Below are 24,081 nucleotides of genomic sequence, written 5' to 3'. Positions count from 1 at the left end.
TCGACTGGCTCGACACCGCCGGCATCGAGGCCGACGAACTCACCGTCCACACCCCCGACCTCGACGACGTGTTCTTCGCCCTCACCGGCGACACCAAGCTGCCCAGCCAGAACAGCCAGACCAGCCAGCCCAAGGAGACCGTCCGATGAGCTCCCTCTCCCTCGCCGTGCGCGACTCGTCCACGATGCTGCGCCGCAACCTCCTGCACGCCCGCCGCTACCCCTCCCTCACCCTGAACCTCCTGCTCACCCCGATCATGCTGCTGCTGCTCTTCGTCTACATCTTCGGCGGCACGATGAGCGCGGGCATCACCGGCGGCACCCCCGACCGGTCGGCGTACATCGCCTACCTCGTCCCCGGCCTGCTGCTGATGACCATCGGCAGCACCGTCATCGGCACCGCCGTGTCGGTCTCCAACGACATGAGCGAAGGCATCATCGCGCGCTTCCGGACCATGGCGATCCACCGCCCCTCGGTACTCGTCGGGCACGTCATCGGCAGCGTCCTGCAGTCCATCGCGAGCGTGGTCCTGGTCGGCGCCGTCGCCGTCGCCATCGGCTTCCGCTCCACGGACGCGACCGCCCTGGAGTGGCTGGCGGCGTTCGGCCTGCTCGTCCTCTTCGCCCTGGCGCTCACCTGGATCGCCGTCGGCATGGGCCTCATCAGCCCCACCGCCGAGGCCGCCAGCAACAACGCCATGCCGCTGATCCTGCTGCCGCTCCTCTCCAGCGCCTTCACGCCGGTCGACTCGATGCCGGGCTGGTTCCAGCCCATCGCCGAGTACCAGCCCTTCACCCCCGCCATCGAGACCCTCCGCGGGCTCCTCCTCGGCAGCGAGATCGGCCACAACGGTTGGCTCGCCGTCGCCTGGTGCCTGGCCCTCACGGTCCTCGGGTACTTCTGGTCGACCTCGAAGTTCAACCACGACCCGAAGTAGCCGCCGTGACAGCGGGGACCACACCGCCCGCAGCCCGTCCCGCCCCGGGGCGGTGTACGCCGACACCACGCCGGCGCACACCGCCCCGTTCGCGTGCCCGGCCGCCGGAGGGAGTCCGCGCGGGTGCTCCACCGCTGTACGAGGACCGGTCGAGGCCGGAGCGGGATATTCGGTGGTCAGGTCCGGTACGGACGGACGCGCGCCCCCGCGGGGTCCCGGCCGCCGGGCCCGGTCCGCTCGGAGCCCCGCAGCCGTACGGCCGGCCGTCCACACGAGAGGACAGACACCGGTGAACAACACATGGTTGCGGCGCTTCACCACGGCCGCGGGCAACGGTCCGCGGCTCGTGTGCTTCCCGCACGCGGGCGGTTCCGCGACGGCGTACACGAACCTGGCGCGCACCCTGCCCGCGGACTTCGACGTGGTGGCCGTGCAGTACCCGGGACGCCAGGACCGGTACCTGGAGGCACCGTTCACGGCCCTGGATCCGCTCGTCGAGGCGGTGGCCGGGGAACTGGCCCGCGAACTGGCCGAGGATCCCGGAAGACCGTACGCCCTGTTCGGCCACAGCATGGGCGCGCTCGTCGCGTTCGAGACGGCCCGGCTGCTGGCCCGCGACGGACTCCCGGGCCCCCAGCGGCTGTTCCTCTCCGGCCGGGACGCTCCGGGCCTGCGCAAGTCGAGCGCCCACTACCGGCGCTTCGACGACGCCGCGGTGCTGGCCGAGGTCCGCAGGCTGGGCGGCACCGACCAGACGACGCTCGACAACCCCGAGATCCTGGAGATGGTGCTGCCGGCGCTGCGCGCCGACTACCGGGCCCTGAGCACGTACAGCTGGGGCGGCGGTGAGCCGCTCACCACTGCGGTGACCGCCCTGGTCGGGGACAGCGACCCGGTGGTGACGGTCCAGGAGGCCCTGGCCTGGCGGGAGCACACCAGCGGCCCGTTCGCCCTGGAGGTGTTCTCCGGCGGCCACTTCTACCTCAACGACCATCTGGACCAGGTCGCCTCGGCCGTCACCGAGGGGCTGCTCGCCGGCGCGGCCGTCTCCTGAGCGTGCGCGTGGTCCTGCCGACTGCCCGGGACCCCGGGAGCCGGCAGGACCGACACCGCCCTACGCGTACGTGTGGAAACCGCGGCCGGACTTCTTGCCCAGCAGACCGCCCTCGACCATGCGCAGCAGCAGCGGCGGGGGCGCGTACAGCGGCTCCTTGAACTCCTCGTACATGGCCCGCGCGATGGACACGGTGGTGTCCAGGCCGATCAGGTCGGCGAGCCGCAGCGGCCCCATCGGATGCGCGCAGCCCGCCACCATGGCCCGGTCGACGGCCTCGGCGGTCGCCAGGCCCGACTCGACCATGCGGACCGCGGACAGCAGGTACGGGAACAGCAGCGCGTTGACGAGGAAGCCCGCCCGGTCCGGGGAGGCGACGGGCTCCTTGCCGAGGACGTCCCGGACGAAGACCAGCGCCCGCGCGCTCGCCTCCCCGTCCGTCAGCACCGAGTCGACGAGCTCGACGAGCGGCAGTGCCGGCACCGGGTTGAAGAAGTGCATCCCGAGCACCCGGCCCGGGCGGGCGGTCGCGGCGGCGAGCCGGACGACGGGGATCGAGGAGGTGTTGGTCGCCAGGATCGCGTCCGGGTCCTCGACGATCTTGTCGAGGGCGGCGAACAGGTCCAGCTTGACCTGCTCGTCCTCCTTGACCGCCTCGATCACCAGGTGACGGTCGGCCAGCTCGCCGAGGTCACGGGTGAACGACACCCGGCCCAGCGCCGCGTCGCGCTGCTCCTCCGTCAGTTTGCCCTTGGCCACCCCCCGGTCGAGGGACGCGGCGAGCCGCTGCGGCGCCGTGACCAGCGACGGCTCGGAGAACACCACGACCGTGACGTCCAGTGCGGCCTTCGCGCACAGTTCGGCGATGCCGGTGCCCATGATGCCGCTGCCGACGACACCCACCCGGTCGATGCGGGCGGCGGCGTTCTGCGTGGACGTGGTCATGTGCGGGTCCCCCAGGTCAGAAGTGACGCTCCGATCGACATGCCGCCGCCGAACCCGGCGAGCAGCACCAGGTCTCCCGGCGACAGCGCTCCCGTCCGGTTGGCCTCGTCGAGGGCGACGGGCACCGAGGCGCTGCCGACGTTGCCGTACCGGATCAGCGTGCGGTGGGTGTGCGCGGCGGTCAGCCCGGCGCGTTCGACGACCTCGCCGAGCATCACGCCGTTGGCCTGGTGCGGTACGAAGTGGTCGACGGCGCCGATGTCCACTCCGGCCCTGCGCGTCAGCGCGATCAGGGCCGGCGGTACGTGTTCGGCGACGAAGTCCCGTACTCCGCGGCCGTCCATCCGGAAGAAGTGGCCGCCGTCCGCGAGGGTCTGCGCCGATGCCGGAGTGCGGCTGCCGCCGGCCTCGACACGGATCAGGTGGTGCGCGTCGCCCCGGCTGGCCAGGTCGCTCGCGATGATCCCGTACGGGTCCGGCACCGCGCCGACGACCGCGGCCCCGGCGCCGTCGGCGAACAGGACCGCCGTCCTGCGGTCGGTGAAGTCCAGGATCCGCGAGTACACGTCCGCCCCGATGACCAGGACCCGGGCGTCCGGGCGTACGGCCACCAGGCTGTGGGCCAGCGCGAGCGCGTAGACGAAGCCGCTGCACACGACGTTGACGTCGAAGCAGGCCGCGCCGTAGGCGCCGAGCCCGTGCTGGACGAGGTAGGAGGTGGGTGGCTGCGGGTGGTCGCCGGTGGAGGTCGAGACGATGAGGTAGTCGATCTGGTCGGCGGTCAGTTCCGCCTGCTCCAGCGCCCGTTCGGCGGCCTTCAGGGCCAGGTCGGAGGTCGCCTCGTGGGGGGCCGCGTAGCGCCGGGAGCGGATCTGGGTCTTGCGTTCGATCCATTCCGCGGTGACGCCGACCCGCTCGGCGACCTCCTCGTTGCCCACCTCGTTCTTGGGCAGGTAGGAGCCGGTGGAGAGGATGCCGATCCCCACGTCAGGACACCTCGGCGGCGGGCGCGCCGGAGCCGCGCAGCGGGTTGAGCCGGGCCGCCCCGATCTTCTCCCGCAGGACGGGATCGGTGACGCCGAGCCCTTCCCCGGGTGCGAGGCAGAGCACGCCGACCTTGCCGGTGTGGCGGTTCAGCTGGACCAGTCGTGCGGCCTCGCCCACCTCCTTCAGCGGGAACACCTCGGAGAGGATGGGGGAGAGCTGTCCCAGCCGGAACAGGCGGTTGCACTCGGCCTGTTCCTGGAGGTTCGCGGCGTGGCTGCCGATGATCCGCTTGAGGTTCATCCAGAGGTAGCGGTTGTCGAAGTGGTGGTCGTACCCCGTGCTCGATCCGCAGGTGACGACCGTTCCGCCCTTGCGCACGACGAAGACGGAGATCCCGAAGGTGGCCCGCCCGACGTAGTCGAACACGACGTGCGGGTCCTCGCCGACCTGCCGCCGGATCTCCCGGCCGAGCCGCTTGCCGAGCTCGATCGTCCGCTCGGGGGTGAGGGCGTCGTCCCCGCCCATGCCGATCTCGTTGCGGTTGATCACCACGTCGCACCCGAGGCGGCGCAGCACCCCGGCCTTGTGCTCGGAGCTGACGACGCCGACGGCGATGCCGCCCGCGTTCTTCACCATCTGTACCGCGAACGCGCCCAGCCCGCCCGTCGCGCCCCAGATGAGCACGACGTCGCCCTGCTTGATCCGCGCGCCGTTGTCACCGACCAGCATCCGGTACGAGGTCGCCGCGGTCAGCAGGACACCCGCCGACTCCTCCCAGCTCAGGTGCGGCGGCTTGGGCAGCAGCTGGCTCGCGCGCACCACCGAGTAGTGGGCGAGTCCGCCGAAGTTCGTCTCGTAGCCCCAGATGCGCTGGCCCGACCCGAGCATCGCGTCGGCGTGCGTGGCGGGCTCCTGCTCGTCGACCTGGACACAGCTGGCGACGACGTGGTCGCCGGCCTTCCAGTGCCGCACCCCGGCGCCGACGCGCACGACGACGCCGGCCGCGTCGGAGCCGACCACCTGGTGCGGCAGGTCGTGGCGGGCGGCGTACCCGCCCTCCCGGGCGTAGCGCTTGAGGAACTCGAAGGTGGGCACCGGCTCGAACGTCGCCGACCACACCGTGTTGTAGTTGATGGAACTCGCCATGACGGCGACGACCACCTCGTCCGGGGCGAGGTCGGGCATCGGCACCCGGCCGACGTGCAGCGACTTGCGGACGTCCTTGTCCTGCACGCCGTCGAACATGCCGACGTCGGAGGCCAGGAGGTGCGCGGCCTCGTATTCCGTCGGCAGGGCGTGTCTTTCGATCTCGTCCGGGCCGGCCCCGCCCAGCAGGGCCTCGGTCAAAGAATCCATGTTGCCTCACTCCTTCGCAGTGGCCGAACTCCGCGGCCGGGCGGCGGGCAGCGGTCAGAGGACCGCGCCGTCCTTCGTCCTCCTGCGCAGGCTCGGCCTGCTGGACCGGTCGAGGTCCTTCCACATGTCGGACAGGCCGATGACGGTGCGCGCCGCGAACAGCTTGCGGATCGACACCTCCTGCTTCAGCTCCGCCCGGATCAGGCCGACCAGCCGGATCGCGCGCAGCGAGTTCCCGCCGAGGTCGAAGAAGTCCTCGTCGATGCCGACCCGGTCCACTTCGAGCACGTCGGCGAACAGTCCGGTCAGGATCCGCTCGGTGTCGTTGCGCGGTGCCCGGTACTTCCCGTCGTCGAACCCGGGTTCCGGCAGCGCCGGCCGGTCCACCCTGCCGTCGGACGTCACCGGCAGGTGCTCCAGGACCGTGAACACCGTCGGTACCCCGGACTCCGGCAGCCGCCCGGCGGCGAACCGGCGGAGCTCGTCGGCCGGGACGGTCCGGCCGGCGACCGGGACCACGTAGGCCACCAGCCGCCGTTGCCCGGTGCCGTCCTCGCGGGCGACGACCACCGACTGCGCCAGCCCGGTGTACTCGGCCAGCGCCTCTTCGACCTCGGCCGGTTCGACGCGGACTCCGCGGACCTCCAGCTGGGCGCCGGCCCGGCCCACGTACTCCAGCCGGCCGTCGGTGCCCCAGCGGACCCGGTCCCCGGTCCGGTACATGAGGGCGCCGGGCGGACCGAACGGGCAGGGCACGAAGCGCTCGGCGGTCGCCCCGGGCCGGCCGGCGTATCCGCGGGCCACTCCGGGCCCGGCCACGTACAGCTCTCCCACCACGCCGGCGGGGACGGGTGCCAGTCCCGGGCCCAGTACGTAGAGGGTGGTGTCGTCCAGGGGGCGGCCGACCGCGCCCGCCCGGTGGACGGGTTCGCCGACGGCCAGGCGGTGGCAGGCGGCGAACACGGTGGTTTCCGTCGGGCCGTGGCCGTGGACGACCGTCAGCCCGGGGCAGGCTTCCCGGACGCGTCGCAGCGCGGCCGCCGGCACCCGGTCACCGCCGGTCCACACCTCGCGCAGCCCGGCGAGGAGTTCGGGGCGCTGCGCCGCGATCGCCGAGAACCGGGCCGCGGGGAGCCACACCGCGGAGACGCCGTGCGCCTCCCCCGCAGGGGTGAGCGCGTCGAGGTCCAGGTCGCCCGGCGGGGCCACGACGACCGTGCCGCCGTTGAGCAACGGCGCCCACACTTCGAGGGCGAGGGAGTCGCAGGTGTGCGGCGCGTGCCACAGCACGGTGCCGTCGCCGGCTTCCGTCCAGTTGGTGTCCGTGACGAACCGGCTCAGGTTGCGGTGCGTGACGGCGGTGGCCGTTGCGGCCGGTCCGGAGCCGTACGCGACGGCCAGCAGGCCGTCCGGGTGGGGGGCCGCGGCCTCCGGCACGCCGTCGGCTCCGTCGGCGGGCTCCGACGCGGGCTCCGACGCGATGTCGTCGAACAGGATCGGGGAGACGTCGGGGCCGATGGAGAGCGCGCCGGCCGTCTTGGCGTCGGTGAGCAGGACGCGCGCGGCGGAGCCGAGGAGCTGCGCGGTGGTGCGCTCCGCCGGGAGCGCCGGGTCGACCGGCAGGTAGGCGCCGCCCGCCTTCGCCACGGCCAGCAGGGCGACGACCAGGTCCGCGGAGCGGGGCAGGGCCACCGCGACGACGGTCTCGGGGCCGATCCGGAGCCGCCTCAGCGCCGCGGCCAGGCGGGTCGAGCGGTCGTCCAGTTCACGGTACGAGAGCGCCGAGTCCCCGGAGACCAGGGCGACGGCGTCGGGGCGCCGCTCCACCTGCCGGGCGAACAGCCGCGGCACCGTCACCTCCCGCGGCGCGGCCGGCTCCGCGGCCGGCTCCCGCGTGTCGCCCGGCGCGGTCAGCACCCGGTCCCGTTCGACGCCGCTCACCACGTCGAGGGCGCCGACCGGCTGGTCCGCGGCGGCCACCAGCGCGTCGACGTACGCGATGAGTTCCTCGCCGACGAACCGCAGCTCGGGGCGGGAGTACAGGCTCTCGGGGGCGTCGAGGCGGATGAAGAGGTCGCTGTCGGGGGTGCCGTCGGAGTACACGCCGATCGACAGTTCGTCGAAGGTTCCGGTGGTCGCGCCGAAGTAGCTCGCCGGGCTGTCGGCGAAGTGGAGCTGCTCCGCGAACTCGACGACGTTGACGACGGCGCCGAAGCTGCCGCGGTCGCTGAGGACGGTGCCGCTCGCGCGCTGGATGTCCGAGTAGTGGCAGGCGGTGTGGCCGAAGAGCTCGTACGTCTCGTCGACGATCGCGTCGGCGATCTCGGTGAACGTCGCCGTGAGCGGAACGGCCACGCGCACGGGTACGACGTTCACGGCCAGGCCGGGGGTCCTGCTCGCGACGCCGACCCGGTTGCCGACGGCCAGCGAGAGGAGGAACTCCGGACGGTCGCAGCGGTGCCGGAAGTACACCGCGGCGGCCGCGGTCAGCATCTGGGACATCCACACGCCCATGGACGTCGCGGTCGCGGTCCACGCGTCCGCCCGGGCGCGCGGGACGGTCAGCGTCCGGCCGGACATGCCGATGGCGCCGGCCACCTCCGCCCAGCGGTCGGCGTTGCCCAGGGGTTCGGAGAGCGCGGTCCGCGCGGAGTCGGACAGGGTGACGCGCGGTACCCGGGCGGGCGCCGGCGCGTCCTTCAGGTAGTCGCGCCAGAACTCCGTGTCCTCGGTGAACGTGTCGGAGGCGAGGTAGTCCACGGCCTCGGCCGAGAAGGAGGCGACGTCCCAGGGGTGCGGCAGCGGCGGGACGTCCTCGCCCCGCGCGAGCGCCGTGTACACCTCGGCGAGGCGCCGCGAGAGGAGGCCGCCCGCGCCGAACCCGTCCGATATGAGGTGGTGGTAGGCGATCACCAGGAGGGAGCGGGTCTCGGCGAGCTTGACGACGCCCAGCCGGAACAGCAGGTCCCGCTCCAGGTCGAACGGCTGCCGCACCAGGTCGGCCAGCGCTTCGCGCGCCGCCTGCTCGGGGTCGGGCCCGGCGCTGAGGTCGAGGAAGAACGGACGCCAGTCGCCCAGTTCCCTGGGGACCAGGCGCAGCCCGGTGCCGTCGTCGACGAAGTTGACGCGCAGTACCTCCGCCTCGCCCATCACGTGCAGGAACGCGGTGTCCATGACCGCCGCGTCCAGCTCACCGGCCACGTCCCACATGGTCAGCGCGTGGTTCGGCGTGTCGGCGGCCATTTCCTGCGCCCGCCACAACCCCTTGTGCGCAGACGACGCGCCGAACGAAGGCATACAGATCAACCTCTCAGCAGACAGGACCGGAATCGGAAGTCGTCGCAGATCACCCCCACCTTCGGGGAAGCGACACGGCCGTTCAATGCAACTCGGTGCCGGGCGGGACGGGCCGCGGCCGGGCTTGCGGTGTCCCGCCGGCGAGACATTCCCGCCGGCGGGCCGCGCCGCCTATGCGGCCATCGAGGACACGATGTGCCCGGCGATCCGGCGGGGTGACGGGTGCTTCAGGACCAGGTTGGCCCGCAGTTTGAGGCCGGTGGAGGCGGTCAGGCGCTTGCTCAGCTCGGCCGACAGCAGCGAGTCGAACCCGATCTCCTTGAACTCCTGGTCGGGGTTGACCGAGGCGCCGGAGGGGCGCCCGAGGACGACGGCGACCCGCTCCAGGACGTGGTCGAGGACGAGTGCCTCGGCCTCGTCGCCGGGGAGCGCGGAGACCCGGTCCGCGAGCGGGACGAGGTGGTCGTCGCCCGCGGGCGGCTGCGTCGGCGGCACTTCCGCGGACGCCGCCGTCCGCGAGGCGCTGAGCCAGTACCGCTGCCGTTCGAACGCGTACGTCGGAAGGTCCGCGCGCCGGTCCGTGCCGAGCAGGGCGTCCCAGTCCACCGGTCCGCCGCGGACGTGGAGCTGGGCCAGCGAGGCGACCAGGTCCGCCACCTCGTCCCGGTCCCGCCGGGTCGAGGACAGCACCACCGCGTCGTCCACGTCCTCGACCGTCTCCTGTACCGGGACGGTCAGGACGGGGTGCGGGCTCATCTCGACGAACACCCGGAAGCCGTCGTCGGCCAGCCGCCGGACGGACGTCTCGAAGACGACCTTCTCGCGCAGGTTGTCGTACCAGTAGCCGCCGTCCAGCCGGGCGGTGTCGATGACCTCCCCGTGCAGCGTCGAGTAGAAGGGCAGCGCGGACGTCTTCGGGCTCAGGCCGGGCAGCGCTTCGAGGACCTGGTCGCGGACCCGCGTCACGTGGTGGGAGTGCGAGGCGTAGTCGACCGATATCCGCCGGGCCTGGGAGCCTTCGGCCTTCATCTTCTCGACGAACTCGTCGAGCGCGTCGGGCTCCCCGGACACCACCACCGAGCGGGGCCCGTTGACGACGGCGATGCTCACCCGGCCACCCCACGGAGCGAGACGTTCCGCCACGAGGTCCGCGGACTCGGCGACCGATGCCATCCCGCCGTGACCGATCAGGTCCACCAGCGCCTTGCTGCGCAGGGCCACGACCCGGGTCGCGTCCCGCAGCGACAGCGCGCCGCACACGTGGGCGGCGGCGATCTCGCCCTGGCTGTGTCCCACCACCGCGGCCGGTTCCACGCCCCAGGAACGCCACAGGGCGGCCATGGACACCATCACCGAGAACAGCGCGGGCTGGACCACGTCCACCCGGTCCAGTGACGCCGCCCCCGCGGTGCCCCGCACCACGTCGAGCAGCGACCAGTCCACCCACTCGTCCAGTGCGGCCGCGCACGCGTCGAGGCTCCGCGCGAAGACGGGGAAGGTGTCGTACAGCTGCCGGCCCATGCCGGCCCACTGCGATCCCTGTCCGGGGAACACGAAGGCGACCCCGCCGCGGGCGCCGGCCGCGCCGCGCACCACCGCGGGGGATTCGGCGCCCTCGCTCAGCGCGGTCAGGGCGCCGAGCAGTTCGTCGCGGTCGCGCCCCAGCACCACCGCACGGTGCTCGAACCGCGACCGGTCCGACACCAGCGAAGCGCCGACGGCGGCGAGGTCCGTGTGCGGACCGGCGGCGACGAAGTCGCGCAGCCTGGCCGCCTGGCGCTCCACGGCGGCCGGGCTCTTGCCCGACAGGATCCACGGCACCAGTGCGCGGGCGGCCGCCGGGTCCGGAGCGTTTCCGCCGGCCCGCTCCCGGTCCTCTTCCTGGTGCGGCGCCTCTTCCAGGATGACGTGCGCGTTGGTGCCGCTGACGCCGAACGACGACACGCCGGCCCGCCGCGGACCGTCCGTACGGGTCCACTCGCGGCCCTCCGCCAGCAGTTCGATCCCGCCGGACGACCAGTCCACGTGCCGCGAGGGGGCGTCCACGTGCAGGGTCTTCGGCAGGTAGCCGTGGCGCAGGGCCATGACGGTCTTGATGACCCCGCCGACGCCGGCGGCCGCCTGGGCGTGGCCCATGTTCGACTTGAGGGATCCCAGCCAGAGCGGCCTGTCCCCGGCCCGGTCCTTGCCGTAGGTCGCCAGCAGGGCGCCCGCCTCGATGGGGTCCCCCAGGGTGGTTCCGGTGCCGTGGGCCTCGACCAGGTCCACGTCGTGGGCCGCGACCCCGGCGTTCGCCAGGGCCCGCCGGATCACCGCCTCCTGGGCGCGGCCGTTGGGGGCGGTCAGCCCGTTGCTGGCCCCGTCCTGGTTCACGGCGGAACCCCGGACGACGGCGAGGACCGGGTGGCCGTTGCGGCGGGCGTCGGACAGCCGCTCCAGCAGCAGTACGCCCACGCCCTCGGCCCAGCCGGTTCCGTCGGCCCCGTCCGCGAAGGCCTTGCACCGGCCGTCGGCCGACAGGGCGCCCTGCCGGGCGAACTCCACGAAGGGCGCGGGCGTCGACATCACCAGGGCCCCGCCCGCGAGCGCGAGCGAGCACTCCCCGGCGCGCAGTGACTGGACCGCCAGGTGCAGGGTGACCAGCGACGAGGAGCAGGCCGTGTCCACGGACACCGCCGGCCCGGTCAGGCCCAGTTCGTACGCCACCCGGCCGGACGCGACGCTCAGCGAGCTGCCGTACAGCAGGTAGCCCTCCAGCTCGCTCTGGCCCGCCTCCAGGAAGCGCCACCCGTACTCGGTCGAGCTGACCCCGGAGAAGACCCCGACGTCGGCGCCGCGCACGTCGGCGGGGACGATGCCGGCCCGTTCGAAGGCCTCCCAGGACGTCTCCAGCAGCAGGCGCTGCTGCGGGTCGGTGGCCAGTGCCTCGCGCGGGCTGATGCCGAAGAAGTCGGCGTCGAAGCCGGCCACGTCCGTGAGGAAGCCCCCGTGGCGGACGTAGGCGCTGCCGACGGTGTCGGGGTCCGGGTCGTACACGTCCCGCCAGCCGCGGTCCGTCGGGAACTCGCCCACGACGTCGCGGCCTTCGCGGACCACGTCCCACAGGTCCTCGGGCGACGCCACGCCTCCCGGGTAGCGGCAGGCCATGGCGACCACGGCGATGGGCTCGCCGTGGCCGGCCTTCAGGGCCTCGTTCTCCTGGCGCAGGCGGTCGCGTTCCTCCAGCAGGGTGCGCAGCGCCCGCTGGACCCGGTCCGTGCCCTCCGCCGGCTGATCCCCGGGGTTGGTCATGTCACTTACCTCTTTCATCCAGAGCCAGGTCGAGCAGCGCGTCCAGGTCCATGTCGGAGAGTGCGTCCGCGTCCGCACCGGTGCCGGTGTCCGCCGCTTCCGCCGTGTCCGCGGCGCCGTCCGGCCGGGTCGGGTCGGCGCACGCCAGGACCAGTTCCAGGAGGCCGGCGCTGCGCAGGCGGTCGACGGGCACGGTCCGCAGCACTTCGCGGATCCGCGCGTCCTCGTCCGCGGCCGGGTCCGCCGCGGGGCGCAGCAGGCCGAGCAGGTGCCGGCCCAGCTCGCGCGGTGTGGGGTAGCTGAAGACGAGCGTGGACGCCAGGCGCAGTCCGGTCGCGGCGGCCAGCCGGTTGCACAGTTCGACCGCGGTCAGCGAGTCGAATCCGAGCTGGGTGAACGGCTGGTCGGCGTCGACGGCCGCGCTGGAGGGGTGTCCGAGCACGATGGCGGCCTGGTCGCGGACCCAGTCCAGGAGGGACGCCTGCGCCTCGTCGGCCGGGAGGGTGCCCAGCCGGGCGGGCAGGCCGGCCGGGCCGCCGTCCTGGGGGGTGCCCGTCTTGTTCCGGCGGGGGCGGCCGCCGTCGGCGAGGCCGCGCAGGAGCGGCGGCAGTTCGTCGGCGGTCTTCTTCCGCAGCGCGGTGACGTCCACGCGGGCCGGGATGAGGACCGGCTTGCCGGACGCGTACGCCGCGTCGAACAGGGCCAGTGCCTCGGCCGTCGGCATGGCGTCGACGCCCATCCTCCGGAGGCGGGAGAAGTCGGCCTGGTTCAGGTCCCCGGTCATGCCGCTGCTCTGTTCCCACCAGCCCCAGCACAGTGAGGTGCCGGGGAGGCCGGACGCGGTGCGCCGGGCCGCCAGACCGTCCAGGAAGCCGTTCGCGGCGGCGTAGTTCGCCTGTCCCGCGGTGCCGAGCGTGCCCGCGAGGGCGGAGAACTGGATGAACGCCGACAGGGTGTGTCCCCGGGTCAGTTCGTGCAGGTTGACGGCGCCGCCGACCTTGGCGCGCAGGACGTGGTCGACGCCCTCCGCGGTCAGCGACGCGACGGTGCCGTCCGCCAGCACGCCGGCCGCGTGCACGACCGCCGTGAGCGGGTACCGGCCGGGCATGTCCGCGAGCACCTCCGCCAGGGCGGCCCGGTCCGCGACGTCGCAGGCGACGACCCGGACGGCGGCGCCCGCTCCCTCCAGGTCCGCGACCAGTTCGCGGACCCCTTCGGCCGCCGTTCCCCGGCGGCTCGCCAGCACCAGGCTGCGTACTCCGTGTCCGGTGACGAGGTGCCGCGCGACGAGGGAGCCCACTCCCCCGGTGCCGCCGGTGACCAGTACGGTCCCGCCGCCGAAACCGCCGCCCACGTCGAAGACCAGCTTGCCGATGTGGCGGCCCTGGCTCATCTCGCGGAACGTCGCGCGCGCGTCGCGGATGTCGCGGACGGAGACGGGGCTCAGCTCCAGGCGTCCGTCGGCGAACAGCTCCATGACGGCCCGGAACATGTCGTGGATGGTGTCCGTGCCCGCCGAGCCGTAGAGGTCGAAGGCCTCGTAGTGGACTCCGGGGTGGTCGGACGCCACCTGCCGGGGCTCGCGGATGTCCGTCTTGCCCATCTCGATGAAGTGTCCGCCCCGGGGCAGCAGTTCCAGCGAGGCGTCGACGAAGGCGTGCGCGAGGGAGTTGAGGACCACGTCGACGCCGTCGCCGGCCGTGGAGCCGAGGAACTTCTCCACGAACTCCAGATCGCGCGACGAGGCCAGGTGCGCGTCGTCCAGCCCCAGGGCGCGCAGGGCGGGCCACTTGGCCGGGCTCGCGGTGGCGTAGACCTCGGCGCCGACGTGCTTGGCCAGCTGGACGGCGGCCATGCCGACACCGCCCGCCGCGGCGTGGACGAGGATGCGCTGTCCCTTCTCCAGCCGCATCACGTGGAAGAGCGCGTAGTAGGCGGTGAGGAAGGTGCTCGGCACGGACGCCGCCTCGGCGTGGCTCCATCCGTCGGGGACGGGCGTCAGCAGGCGGTGGTCGGCGACGGCCACGCGTCCGAAGGCGCCGTTGAAGATGCCGGTCACCCGGTCGCCCGGTGCGAAACCGGTCACGTCGTCGGCCGTCTCCAGGACGACGCCGGCGCCCTCGCTGCCGAGTCCGGCGTCGAAGGCCGTCCTGTCGATGAGTCCCAGGGCGATCGTGACGTCGCGGAAGTTGAGGCCCGCGGCCTGTACGGCGATGCGGACCTGCCCGCTCGTCAGGGGTGCTTCCACCTCGGGGCACGGCACCCACGTCAGGTTCTCCAGGGTGCCCTTCTTCGGGATGCCCAGCCGGTGGGCGCCGTCCGCCGGCGGTTCGAGCCGGTGGTCCGCGGGCTGGGCCGGCGCCATGCGGGGGACGAGGGGGGCGCCGCCGCGCAGCGCGAGCTGCTCCTCGCCGAGGGCGAGGGCGTCCGGGACGGCTGCCCAGGAGGTCTCCTCGTCGTCGACGTCGACCAGGCGGAACCTGCCCGGGTGTTCCGTCTGCGCGGAGCGGACCAGACCCCACACGGAGGCGCCGGGCAGGCTTTCGACGCCCTCCCCCGCACCGGTGGCGAGGGCCAGGCGGGTGAGGACGACCAGGGTGGATCCGGCGAGCCGCTCCTCGGCGAGGAACCGTTGCAGCAGGTCCAGTACGTGCTTGTCGGCGTCGCCGACCGTGGTGAGCAGGTCGGGCCCGGCGGTGACGACGTCGTCCAGGCAGAGGACGACGTGCCGGGGGGCGTCCCCGGAGAGGACCGCGTCGAGGGAGGTGTGGAGCGTGGCGCTCCCCCGGGCCGTCCCGGCGAGCCGGGAGGCCTGGCCGTTCTCGGCGCCGACGACGGCCCACGGTCCGCGGCCGGTTTCCCGCGCGGCCCGGGGGGCCGGCCGCCATCGCACCTCGTACAGCGGCCGTTCCCGGCCGCCGGGCGCCGAGCGGACCTGCTCGGCGCGGGCGGGCCGGAACGCCAGCGCGTCGGCGCGGGCGATCTCGCGGCCGTGCCCGTCGGCGACCGTGAGGGAGACGACGCCCTCGCCGGACGGGGTGATGCGGACCTTCACGGTGGGTCCGCACTCCCCGGAGAGGTACACGCCGGACCACGAGAAGGGCATCCAGCCCTGCTCTCCCGTGACCTCGATGACGCCGCCGACGACGACCGAGTGGAGCACGGTGTCGATCAGCGCCGGGTGCAGGGCGAACCCGCCCCCGGCCGGGCCGTCGGCGCCCCCGGCGTCCTCGGGCAGGGTGGCGAGGGCGAAGAGGTCGTCGCCGCGCCGCCAGACCTCGCGCAGTCCGCGGAACGCCGGGCCGTAGTCGAAGCCCGCGTCCACGAGGGAGTCGTAGAGACCGTCGAAGCCGAGCCGTTCGGCCCCGGCGGGCGGCCACACGGCGAGCGCGTCCGCGCCGTCGGCCCCTTCGGCGGCCGGCGGTGTACCCGGGGCCAGGTGGCCCGTCGCGTGCCGGGTCCAGCCGCCGGAGGTCGCGGCGTCCTCGGCGGGGCGCGAGTACACGTCCAGCGGGCGGCGTCCCGTTCCGTCCGCGGCGCCGACGACGATCCGCACCTGTACCTCGCCCGGGTCGGGGAGGACCAGGGGGACTTCCAGGGAGAGTTCGCCGACGGCCGCGCACCCGACGTGGCCGCCCACCGACAGCGCCAGGTCCAGGTAGGCCGTCGCCGGGACGACGGCCGCACCGAACACGGCGTGATCGCCGAGCCAGGCGTGGGTCCGCAGGGACCACCGGTCGGTGAACACCACCTCGCCGGTGCCGGGGTGGTCCACGACGGCGCCCAGCAACGGGTGCCCGGGGGCAGACAGACCGGCGGAGGCCACGTCCGTCTGCTCCGTCCCGGCCAGGAAGTCCATCCAGTAGCGCTGCCGCTGGAAGGCGTACGTCGGGAGGTCCACGCGCGGGTGCGTGCCGGTCAGGGCGGCCCAGTCCACGGACCCGCCCCGGACGTGCAGTTCGGCCAGTGCGCCGGCCAGCGCGCGCGCCGGGCCGCGGCCGCGCCGCGACGAGGACACGACGACCGCGTCGTGCACGCCCTCGGCGGCGAAGGCGTCCTTGGTGAGGCCGGCGAGCGTCGATCCCGGCCCGACCTCCAGGAAGACGTTCGCCCCGGCCTCACGCGCGCGCTCCACCGCGGCGTGGAAGCGCACGGGTTCGCGGACGTGGTCCACCCAGTGCCCGACGGACGTCAGCTCCTGGAGCGTGGCCTCGCGGCCCGTCCTGGTCGAGATGACCGGGACCGTCAGCTCGCCTACCCCGGGGAGGGTGTGGAGCGCCTGCGCGAACTCCTCCAGGACGGGGTCCATGAGCGGGGAGTGGAACGCGTGGGCGACGGGGAGCAGCTTCGCCGACCGGCCGTCGGCGACGAGGCGGTCCCGCAGGTCGTGGACCTCGTCGCGCAGGCCCGACACCACCACCGATTCGGGGCCGTTGACGGCGGCGAAGCCGACCCGGGCGTAGCGGCCGAGCAGCGTGCCCACCTCGGCTTCCGAGGCGCGGACGGCCAGCATGGCGCCGGGCTCGGTGACGGTCTGCATGACCCGTCCGCGAGCGGCGACGAGCCTGGTGGCGGTGTCGAGGCCGAAGGCGCCGGACACGTGGGCGGCCGCGATCTCGCCGACGGAGTGGCCGATCAGGTGGTCCGGCGGCGGGCAGTACCGGGTGATGAGCCGGTACAGGGCGACTTGGAGGGCGAACAGCGCCGGCTGCATGACGTCCGTGCGCCCGGCGGGCCCGGCGGGGTCGGCGGGCTCGGCGGGGTCGGCGGGCTCGGCGGGGTCGTCCGCGAGGAGCAGGGGCTTCAGGGCGAAGGGGAGGTGCGCGTCGAAAGCCGCGCAGACCTCGTCGAGGCTCTGCGCGAAGACGGGGAAGGTGTCGTACAGCTCCCGTGCCGCGCCGGTCCACTTCGCTCCCTGGCCCGGGAACATGAAGACGGACCCGCCCGGTTCCCCGGCCGCGCCGCGCACCACCGCGGGGGATTCGGCGCCCTCGCCCAGCGCCGTCAGGGCGGTCAGGAACTCGTCCCGGCCGTGTCCCAGCAGCACCGCGCGGTGCTCGAACCGCGACCGGCCCGACACGAGGGACGCGCCGATCGCGGCGGCGTCCGCGTGCGGGTCGGCGGCGACGAACTCGCGCAGCTTCTCGGCCTGCGCCCGCAGGGCCTGCTCCGACCGCGCCGACAGCACCCACGGCACCGGGCCGGCGGCGTCGGGGGCGCTGTCGGGGCCGGTGCCGGGGGTTGTCTCCTCCTCGGGGGCCTGTTCGAGGATCAGGTGGGCGTTGGTGCCGCTGGCCCCGAAGCTGGACACGGCGGCCCGCCGGGGGCGGCCGGGCGCGCTGGTCCACTCCCGGGCCTCGGTGAGCAGTTCCACGGCGCCGGCCGACCAGTCCACGTGCGTCGACGGACGGTCCACGTGCAGCGTCTTGGGCAGTACGCCGTGCCGCATCGCCATGATCATCTTGATGATCCCGCCGACGCCGCCGGCCGCCTGCGTGTGTCCGATGTTCGACTTCAGCGAGCCCAGCCACAGGGGGTTGCCCGGGTCCCGGTCCTGCCCGTAGGTGGCGAGCAGCGCCTGGGCCTCGATGGGGTCGCCGAGCGTGGTGCCGGTCCCGTGCGCCTCCACCACGTCGACGTCGCCGGGCTGCACCCGGGCGTTCGCCAGCGCCGCCCGGATCACGCGCTGCTGCGCGGGCCCGCTCGGTGCGGTCAGGCCGTTGGAGGCCCCGTCCTGGTTGATCGCCGAGCCGCGGATCACGGCCCAGACCCGGCGTCCGTTGCGCCGTGCGTCGGAGAGCCGTTCGAGGACGAGCATCCCGACGCCCTCGGCGAAGCCGGTGCCGTCCGCGGCGTCCGCGAACGCCTTGCACCGGCCGTCCGGCGCGAGTCCCCGCTGCCGCGCGAACTCGCGGAACACCTGCGGCATCGCCATGACGGTGACCCCGCCGGCCAGCGCGAGGCCGCATTCGCCCTGCCGCAGCGACTGCACCGCCTGGTGCACCGTCACCAGCGAGGAGGAGCACGCGGTGTCGGTCGACACCGCCGGGCCCTCCAGACCCAGCGCGTACGACACGCGGCCGGACGCCACGCTCGTCAGGGAACCGGTCTGCGCGTACCCCGAGATGGCCTCGGGGGTCTGGAAGTGGTTGCCGTATCCGAAGTAGGCGAGACCGGCGAACACGCCGGTCCTGCTGCCGCGCAGGGTCTGCGGGTCGATGCCGGCCCGCTCCAGGGACTCCCACGAGGTCTCCAGCAGCAACCGCTGCTGCGGGTCGGCGGCCAGCGCCTCGCGCGGGTTGATCTCGAAGAACTCGGCGTCGAAGTCACCCGCGTCGGGCAGGAACCCGCCGGAGCGCGTGTAACAGGTGCCCGGCCGGTCGGGATCGGGGTCGTACAGGCCCTCCAGGTCCCAGTTGCGGTCCTCGGGGAAGTCCGACACCACGTCCGCGCCGGCCCGCACCAGGTCCCACAGTGCCTCCGGGGAGGCCGCGCCACCCGGGTACCGGCAGGCGACGCCCACCACCGCGATGGGCTCGGCGGCGGCCTCCGTCAGTTCCTTCAGGCGCTTGCGCGTCTCGATCAGCTCGATCGACGTCCGCTTGAGGTAGTCGAGGACTTCGGCGTTGTTGTCGTTGGTCATCGCTATCCCCTAGCCGAGCTCTCTGTCCAGTAGCGCGAGAAGGTCTCCCGCCGAGGCCGAACTGATCTGGTCGACGAGGCCGGCCGGTGATCCGGCGCCCGCCAGTGAACGGATCCGACCCTGCAGTTCGCCGAGCAGGGTGGAAAGGGTGTCCCGCTCCTCTTGAGCGAGCTGGAGGAAGGCGTCCTCCAGCCGGGCGCCCAGGCCCTCGATCTCGTTGGCCAGGTGGCCGGCGGGAGATTCCGGGGCCGCGGAGCCGGGTGTGACGGCCGCGTGCAGGAACTGGGCGAGGGCGCTCGGGTTCGGGTGGTCGAAGGCGATCGTGGCGGGCAGCTTCAGGCCGGTCACCGCCGAGAGCTTGTTCCGCAGTTCGAGCGCCGTGAGGGAGTCGATCCCCAGTTTCCTGAACGTCGCGGCCGGGCCGATCCTCTTGGTGTCCGGGTGGCCGAGCACGAGGGCGGTCTGCGTCCGGACGGCGTCGAGCAGGACCGCCTCCGCCTCGGCCGGCGGCAGCGTCGTCAGCTGCCGGGCGAGGCCGGTGCCGGCGGTGTCCCGGCCGGCCGGGCCGCCGGGTCCGGCGGGTGTCCCGGTCAGGGCGCGCAGGAGCGGCGAGGCCGCGCCCGCCGCCGCGGGGTCCAGGCGCGCGGGCACCAGGACCGGCTCGTCCAGGCAGACGGCCCGGTCGAAGAGCGCGAGGCCCTCCCGTGACGCCAGGGGCAGTACGCCCTGGCGTCGCAGGCGTACGACGTCGGTGTCGCCGATGCCGGCGACCATCTCGCTGCGTTCGGCCCAGAAGCCCCAGCACAGCGAGGTGGCCGGCAGTCCCCGGGCCCGGCGGGCTTCGGCGAGGCCGTTGAGGAAGCCGTTGGCCGCCGCGTAGTTGGCCTGACCGGCCGTCCCGAGGACGCTCGCGATCGAGGAGAACAGCACGAACGCGGACAGGTCCAGGTGCCGGGTCAGCTCGTGCAGGTGCCAGGCACCGCGCACCTTCGGCGCGAGGACCGCGTCCACCTGCTCCTCGGTCAGCGCCTCGACGACCCCGTCGGCCAGTACGCCCGCGCAGTGGACCACCGCTGTCAGCGGGTGCCCGTGCGGTACCGCGTCGACGAGTCCGGCGACGGACTCACGGCTCGTGACGTCGCAGGCCACGATCTCCACGTGTGCTCCGGCCGCGGTGAGCTCCTCCCGCAGCGCTGCCGCCGCCGGGGCCGCCGGGCCCCGCCGGCTGGTCAGCAGCAGGTGGCGTACGCCGTGACGGTCCACGAGGTGCCGGGCCAGCATCGCGCCCAGGCCGCTGGTGCCTCCCGTGATCAGTACCGTGCCCGGCCCGAGGGCGGGGGCGTCCGCCGCCCCGCCGGGGGCTCCCCGGCCGGCGGAGGCGTCGCGGGCGCGTACCAGTTCCGGCGTGGTCACCTCGCCGGAGCGGATCTTGAGCTGGGGTTCCCCGGTGCCGGCCGCGGCCGGGACGGCCGCCAGGGACGCGGCCCGGCCGTCGGTGTCCACGAGCGTGAACCGGCCGGGGTTCTCGGTCTGCGCGGTGCGTACGAATCCCCAGACGGCGGCCGCCGCGGGGTCGGTGCGGAGCACCTGGCCGTCCTGGACCGCGTCCCGCGTGACGATGACCAGGCGGGAGTCGGCGAACCGGTCGTCGGCGAGCCAGTCCCGCGTCCACCGCAGCACGCGGTGCAGGTTCCGGCCGACGGCGGCGGGGGTGTCCGCGTCGTCCGCGCCCGCCGGGTCGAGGGCGGCGACGACGAGCGCGGGTACCGCGCCGCCGGACGCGGCGAGCGCGTCGAGGCCGGCGAAGACGTCCGTGTCCGGGGCCCCGGGGACCGCTCCGGGGTCGCCCAGCACCGCGTACCGGCCCGTGGTGGTACCCGCGGGGACCGGGAGGGGCACCCAGTCCACCCGGAACAGCGAGTCCTGGTCGTCGAAGCCCAGGGCCGTCAGCTCCTCGGCGTCCGCGGGCCGCAGGCTCAGCGAGGCGATGCCGCCGAGGGGGGCGCCGTCCTGGTCCGCGAGGGTCAGGGACAGCGCGTCCTCCCCCGCGGGCGTCAGCCGGACGCGCAGCGCGGCCGGCTCGGCGGGGTCCACGCGGATGCCCGTGCAGCGGAACGGGAGCCGGCCTCCGGGCCGGGAGCCGTCGGCGGTCCGCCCCAGGCCGGCCGGGAGCAGCGCGGCGTGGAGCAGCGCCGGGTGGATCCGGTACCGGCCGCCCGCGCCGTCGGCGGCGGGCAGCTCCACTTCCGCGAAGAGGGTGTCGTCGCGGCGCCACGCCTTGCGCAGGCCGCGCAGGAGGGGGCCGTGGCCGAAGCCGAGGGCGGACAGCCGGTCGTACTCGTCCTCGGCCGGGACGGCGGCCGCTCCGGGCGGGGGCCACGCGGTGAGGCCCTCCTCGGCGCGGGGGCGTCCGGCGCCGGACCCGGCGACGCCGACGGCGTTGCGCGTCCATGCGGGTTCGGCCTCGCCGCGGGAGTGCACGCTGATCGCGCCCTTGCCGTCGAGGACGACGCGGATCTCGCGTCCGGCCGTCCGGGACAGCACCAGGGGGGGTTCCAGGGTGAGTTCGTCGACGGCGTCGTGGCCCGCCCTGTGCGCCGCCCAGAGCGCCAGTTCCAGCAGCACGGCGGCGGGCACCAGGACGGCGCCGTGGACGACGTGGTCGGCGAGCCACGGGTGGGTTTCGAGGGACAGCCGCCCGCTGCCCACGACGCCGCCGCCGTCCCCGTCGTCGGGCAGGTCGATCGCGGCGTCGAGCAGCGGGTGGTCCGACGTGGTCCCGGTGGTGGTCTCGTGGGGGGTGTTCAGCCAGTAGCGCTGTCGCTGGAAGGCGTACGTGGGCAGTTCGACCCACGGGCGGTCCCCTTCGGGGAACGCCGTCTCCCACGCCACCTCGGCGCCCGCCACGAAGGCCTCGGCGGCCGACCGGTGGAAGCGGGCGAGGCCGCCGTCGCCGCGGCGCAGCGTGCCCACGGCGGTGGCCTCGGCGCCCGCGCCGTCCAGGGTCTGTTCCACCCCGAGCGTCAGGACCGGGTGGGCGGACGCCTCGACGAAGAAGCGGAAGCCCTGGGCGGCCAGGGCCCGGGTCGCCTCCTCGAAGCGGACCGTTCCGCGCAGGTTGGTGTACCAGTACTCGGCGTCCATGACCGTGGTGTCCAGCCAGTCGGCGGTCACGGTGGAGAAGAACGGGACCTCGGCCGTGCGGGGCTCCAGTCCGGCGAGGACGCGGAGCAGTTCCCCGTGGAGCGCCTCCACGTGCGCGGAGTGCGAAGCGTAGTCCGCCGGTACCCGGCGGGCCCGCACCTCGTCCGCCTCGCAGGCGGTGAGGAACGCCTCCAGTGCGGTCACGTCGCCCGCCACGACGACGGAGGAGGGCCCGTTGACGGCGGCGACGGACAGCCCGTCGGTCAGGCGGGCGCGCACGTCCTCCAGGGGGAGCGCGATCGACGCCATGGCCCCGGTACCGGACAGGGTCAGGACGGCCTTCGCCCGGAGGGCCACCACCTTGGCGGCGTCCTCGATCGACAGGGCGCCCGCGACGCAGGCGGCGGCGATCTCGCCCTGCGAGTGGCCCACCACCGCGGCGGGGTGCACCCCGTGCGAGCGCCACAGCTCGGCGAGCGAGACCATCACGGCCCACAGCGCGGGCTGTACGACGTCCACCCGCTCCAGCGCGTCGGCGTCCCCGAGCACGTCGTGGAGGGACCAGTCGACGTGGGGCGCCAGCGCGTCGGCGCACTCGCGCATCCGGCGCGCGAAGACCGGGGAGGATTCCCACAGTTCGCGGCCCATCCCGGCCCACTGGGCACCCTGGCCGGGGAAGACGAACACCGTCTTGCCGACGGGCTTGGCGACCCCGGACACCACGCCGGCGGCGCTGTCGTCGCCCTCGGCAGCGGCGGTGAGGGCGGCGAGGAGTCCGTCGCGGTCGGCGCCGATGACCACCTGGCGGTGGTCGAAGAGCGAGCGCGTGGTCACGAGCGCGTGTCCCGCGCCGGCGAGCGGGAGGTCCGCGTCCGCGGCCAGGGCGTCGCGCAGCCGCAGCGCCTGTCCGCGCAGCGCCTCCGCCGACCGGGCCGACAGCACCCAGGGCACGGACGCGGGGGCGGGGCGGGCCGGGGCGCGCTGTGGTGCGGGGGCCGGTTCGGGGGTCTCGGGTGCCTGTTCGAGGATCAGGTGGGCGTTGGTGCCGCTGATACCGAAGGCGGAGATGCCGGCCCGCCGGGGACGTCCCGGTGCGCTGGTCCACTCCCGGGCCTCGGTGAGCAGTTCGACCGCGCCGGCCGACCAGTCGACGTGCGTCGTCGGACGGTCCACGTGCAGGGTCCTGGGCAGTACGCCGTGCCGCATCGCCATGATCATTTTGATGGTGGCGCCGACGCCGGCGGCCGCCTGGGTGTGGCCGATGTTCGACTTCAGCGAGCCGAGCCAGAGCGGGCTGTCCGGGTCCCGGTCCTGCCCGTAGGTGGCCAGCAGCGCCTCCGCCTCCAGGGGGTCGCCCAGCCGGGTGCCGGTGCCGTGCGCCTCGACCGCGTCCACGTCGTCCGTCCGCAGCCCGGCATCGGCCAGGGCGGCCCTGATGACCCGGCGCTGCGCCAGTTCGTTCGGCGCGGTGAGGCCGTTGGAGGCGCCGTCCTGGTTGGCCGCCGAGCCGCGGATCACCGCCCAGATCCGGCGGCCGTTGCGCAGGGCGTCGGAGAGCCGTTCGAGGACGAGTACGCCCGCGCCCTCGGAGAAGCCGGTGCCGTCCGCGGCGTCCGCGAAGGCCTTGCAGCGTGCGTCGTCCGACAGGCCCCGCTGCCGGCTGAGTTCCACGAGCAGTCCGGGGGTGGGCATGGCCGACACGCCTCCGGCGAGGGCCAGGGTGGACTCCCCGGACCGCAGGGACCGTACGGCCTGGTGGACGGCGACGAGCGACGAGGAGCACGCGGTGTCGGTCGACACCGCCGGGCCCTCCAGGCCCAGTACGTACGCCACCCGGCCCGAGGCCACGCTGGCGTTCGTCCCGGTGAGGGCGAAGCCCTCCACCTCGGCGGCCGCCCCGCCGCCCATCCGCGGGCCGTAGTCGACGGCGTAGATCCCGGTGAACACGCCGGTCGCCGAACCGCGCAGTCCGGCCGGGTCGATGCCCGCCCGCTCCAGCGCCTCCCACGACGTCTCCAGCATCAGCCGCTGCTGCGGGTCCATCGCCAGGGCCTCGCGCGGGCTGATGCCGAAGAACGGCGCGTCGAAGTCCGCGAGACCGTGCAGGAACCCGCCCGAGCGCGTGTACGTGGTGCCGGGCGCCTCGGGATCGGCGGCGTACAGCGCCTCCAGGTCCCATCCCCGGTCCTGCGGGAAGCCGCCGATCGCGTCCACCCCGTCGGCCACGACCCCCCACAGCCCTTCGGGGGACGTCACGCCGCCCGGGAAGCGACACCCCACGCCCACGACCGCGATCGGCTCGCGGGCGGAATCCTCCAGCTCGCGCACCCGCTCGCGCAGCTCCTGCGCGTCGCCGACGGCGCGTCGCAGATAGGACCGGAGCTTGTCGACATCCTCCACCAGGACCTCCCCCTACGGTTTCTTGAA

8 protein-coding genes and 2 pseudogenes are annotated in these 24,081 nt (G+C 74.2%); 3 read left to right on the top strand and 7 right to left on the bottom strand.

The features are described from left to right. From AC07B0_RS35780 to AC07B0_RS35770, 3 genes and pseudogenes are all read left to right on the top strand, one after another. A pseudogene (locus AC07B0_RS35780) lies at window positions 1-149 on the top strand (ABC transporter); the annotation flags it as partial. After that, window positions 146-937: an ABC transporter permease gene (locus AC07B0_RS35775; RefSeq protein ID WP_467298838.1), complete on the top strand. Its 792-nt coding sequence runs from the start codon at window positions 146-148 to the stop codon at window positions 935-937. The pseudogene AC07B0_RS35780 and the gene AC07B0_RS35775, both read left to right, overlap by 4 nt. 289 nt (window positions 938-1,226) lie before the next feature. Further along, on the top strand, window positions 1,227-1,991 hold the full coding sequence (locus AC07B0_RS35770) for a thioesterase II family protein (RefSeq protein WP_356879794.1): 765 nt from the start codon (window positions 1,227-1,229) through the stop codon (window positions 1,989-1,991). A 60-nt stretch (window positions 1,992-2,051) separates the two neighbouring features. On the opposite strand, the gene AC07B0_RS35765 is transcribed toward AC07B0_RS35770, so the two are convergent. From AC07B0_RS35765 to AC07B0_RS35735, 7 genes and pseudogenes are all read right to left on the bottom strand, one after another. After that, a complete protein-coding gene (locus tag AC07B0_RS35765; protein WP_467298841.1) occupies window positions 2,052-2,936 on the bottom strand; it encodes a 3-hydroxybutyryl-CoA dehydrogenase in 885 nt (294 codons plus the stop codon). After that, complete coding sequence (locus AC07B0_RS35760) at window positions 2,933-3,922, bottom strand: 3-oxoacyl-ACP synthase III family protein (protein ID WP_356879798.1); 990 nt, start codon at window positions 3,920-3,922, stop codon at window positions 2,933-2,935. The genes AC07B0_RS35765 and AC07B0_RS35760 overlap by 4 nt, the downstream gene beginning before the upstream one ends. A 1-nt stretch (window position 3,923) precedes the next feature. Next, complete coding sequence (ccrA, locus tag AC07B0_RS35755) at window positions 3,924-5,279, bottom strand: crotonyl-CoA carboxylase/reductase (protein ID WP_478900058.1); 1,356 nt, start codon at window positions 5,277-5,279, stop codon at window positions 3,924-3,926. Between the two features lie 54 nt (window positions 5,280-5,333). Beyond that, window positions 5,334-8,576: a non-ribosomal peptide synthetase gene (locus AC07B0_RS35750; RefSeq protein WP_478900055.1), complete on the bottom strand. Its 3,243-nt coding sequence runs from the start codon at window positions 8,574-8,576 to the stop codon at window positions 5,334-5,336. Window positions 8,577-8,747: 171 nt separating this feature from the next. Next, entirely contained in the window at window positions 8,748-11,867 is a 3,120-nt protein-coding gene (locus AC07B0_RS35745; protein WP_478900053.1) for a type I polyketide synthase, read from the bottom strand. 1 nt (window position 11,868) lies between these two features. Next, window positions 11,869-18,510 (bottom strand): type I polyketide synthase, encoded by a 6,642-nt coding sequence (locus tag AC07B0_RS35740; RefSeq protein ID WP_478900052.1) that lies wholly within the window; start codon window positions 18,508-18,510, stop codon window positions 11,869-11,871. A 9-nt stretch (window positions 18,511-18,519) separates the two neighbouring features. Beyond that, window positions 18,520-24,024: pseudogene (locus AC07B0_RS35735) on the bottom strand (type I polyketide synthase); the annotation flags it as partial. Window positions 24,025-24,081 lie beyond the last annotated feature (57 nt).

This window comes from Streptomyces sp. NPDC044704 (genome assembly GCF_056433525.1).
Note: the sequence above shows the minus strand (reverse complement) of the source record. Positions and strands in the feature narration are given on the sequence as shown.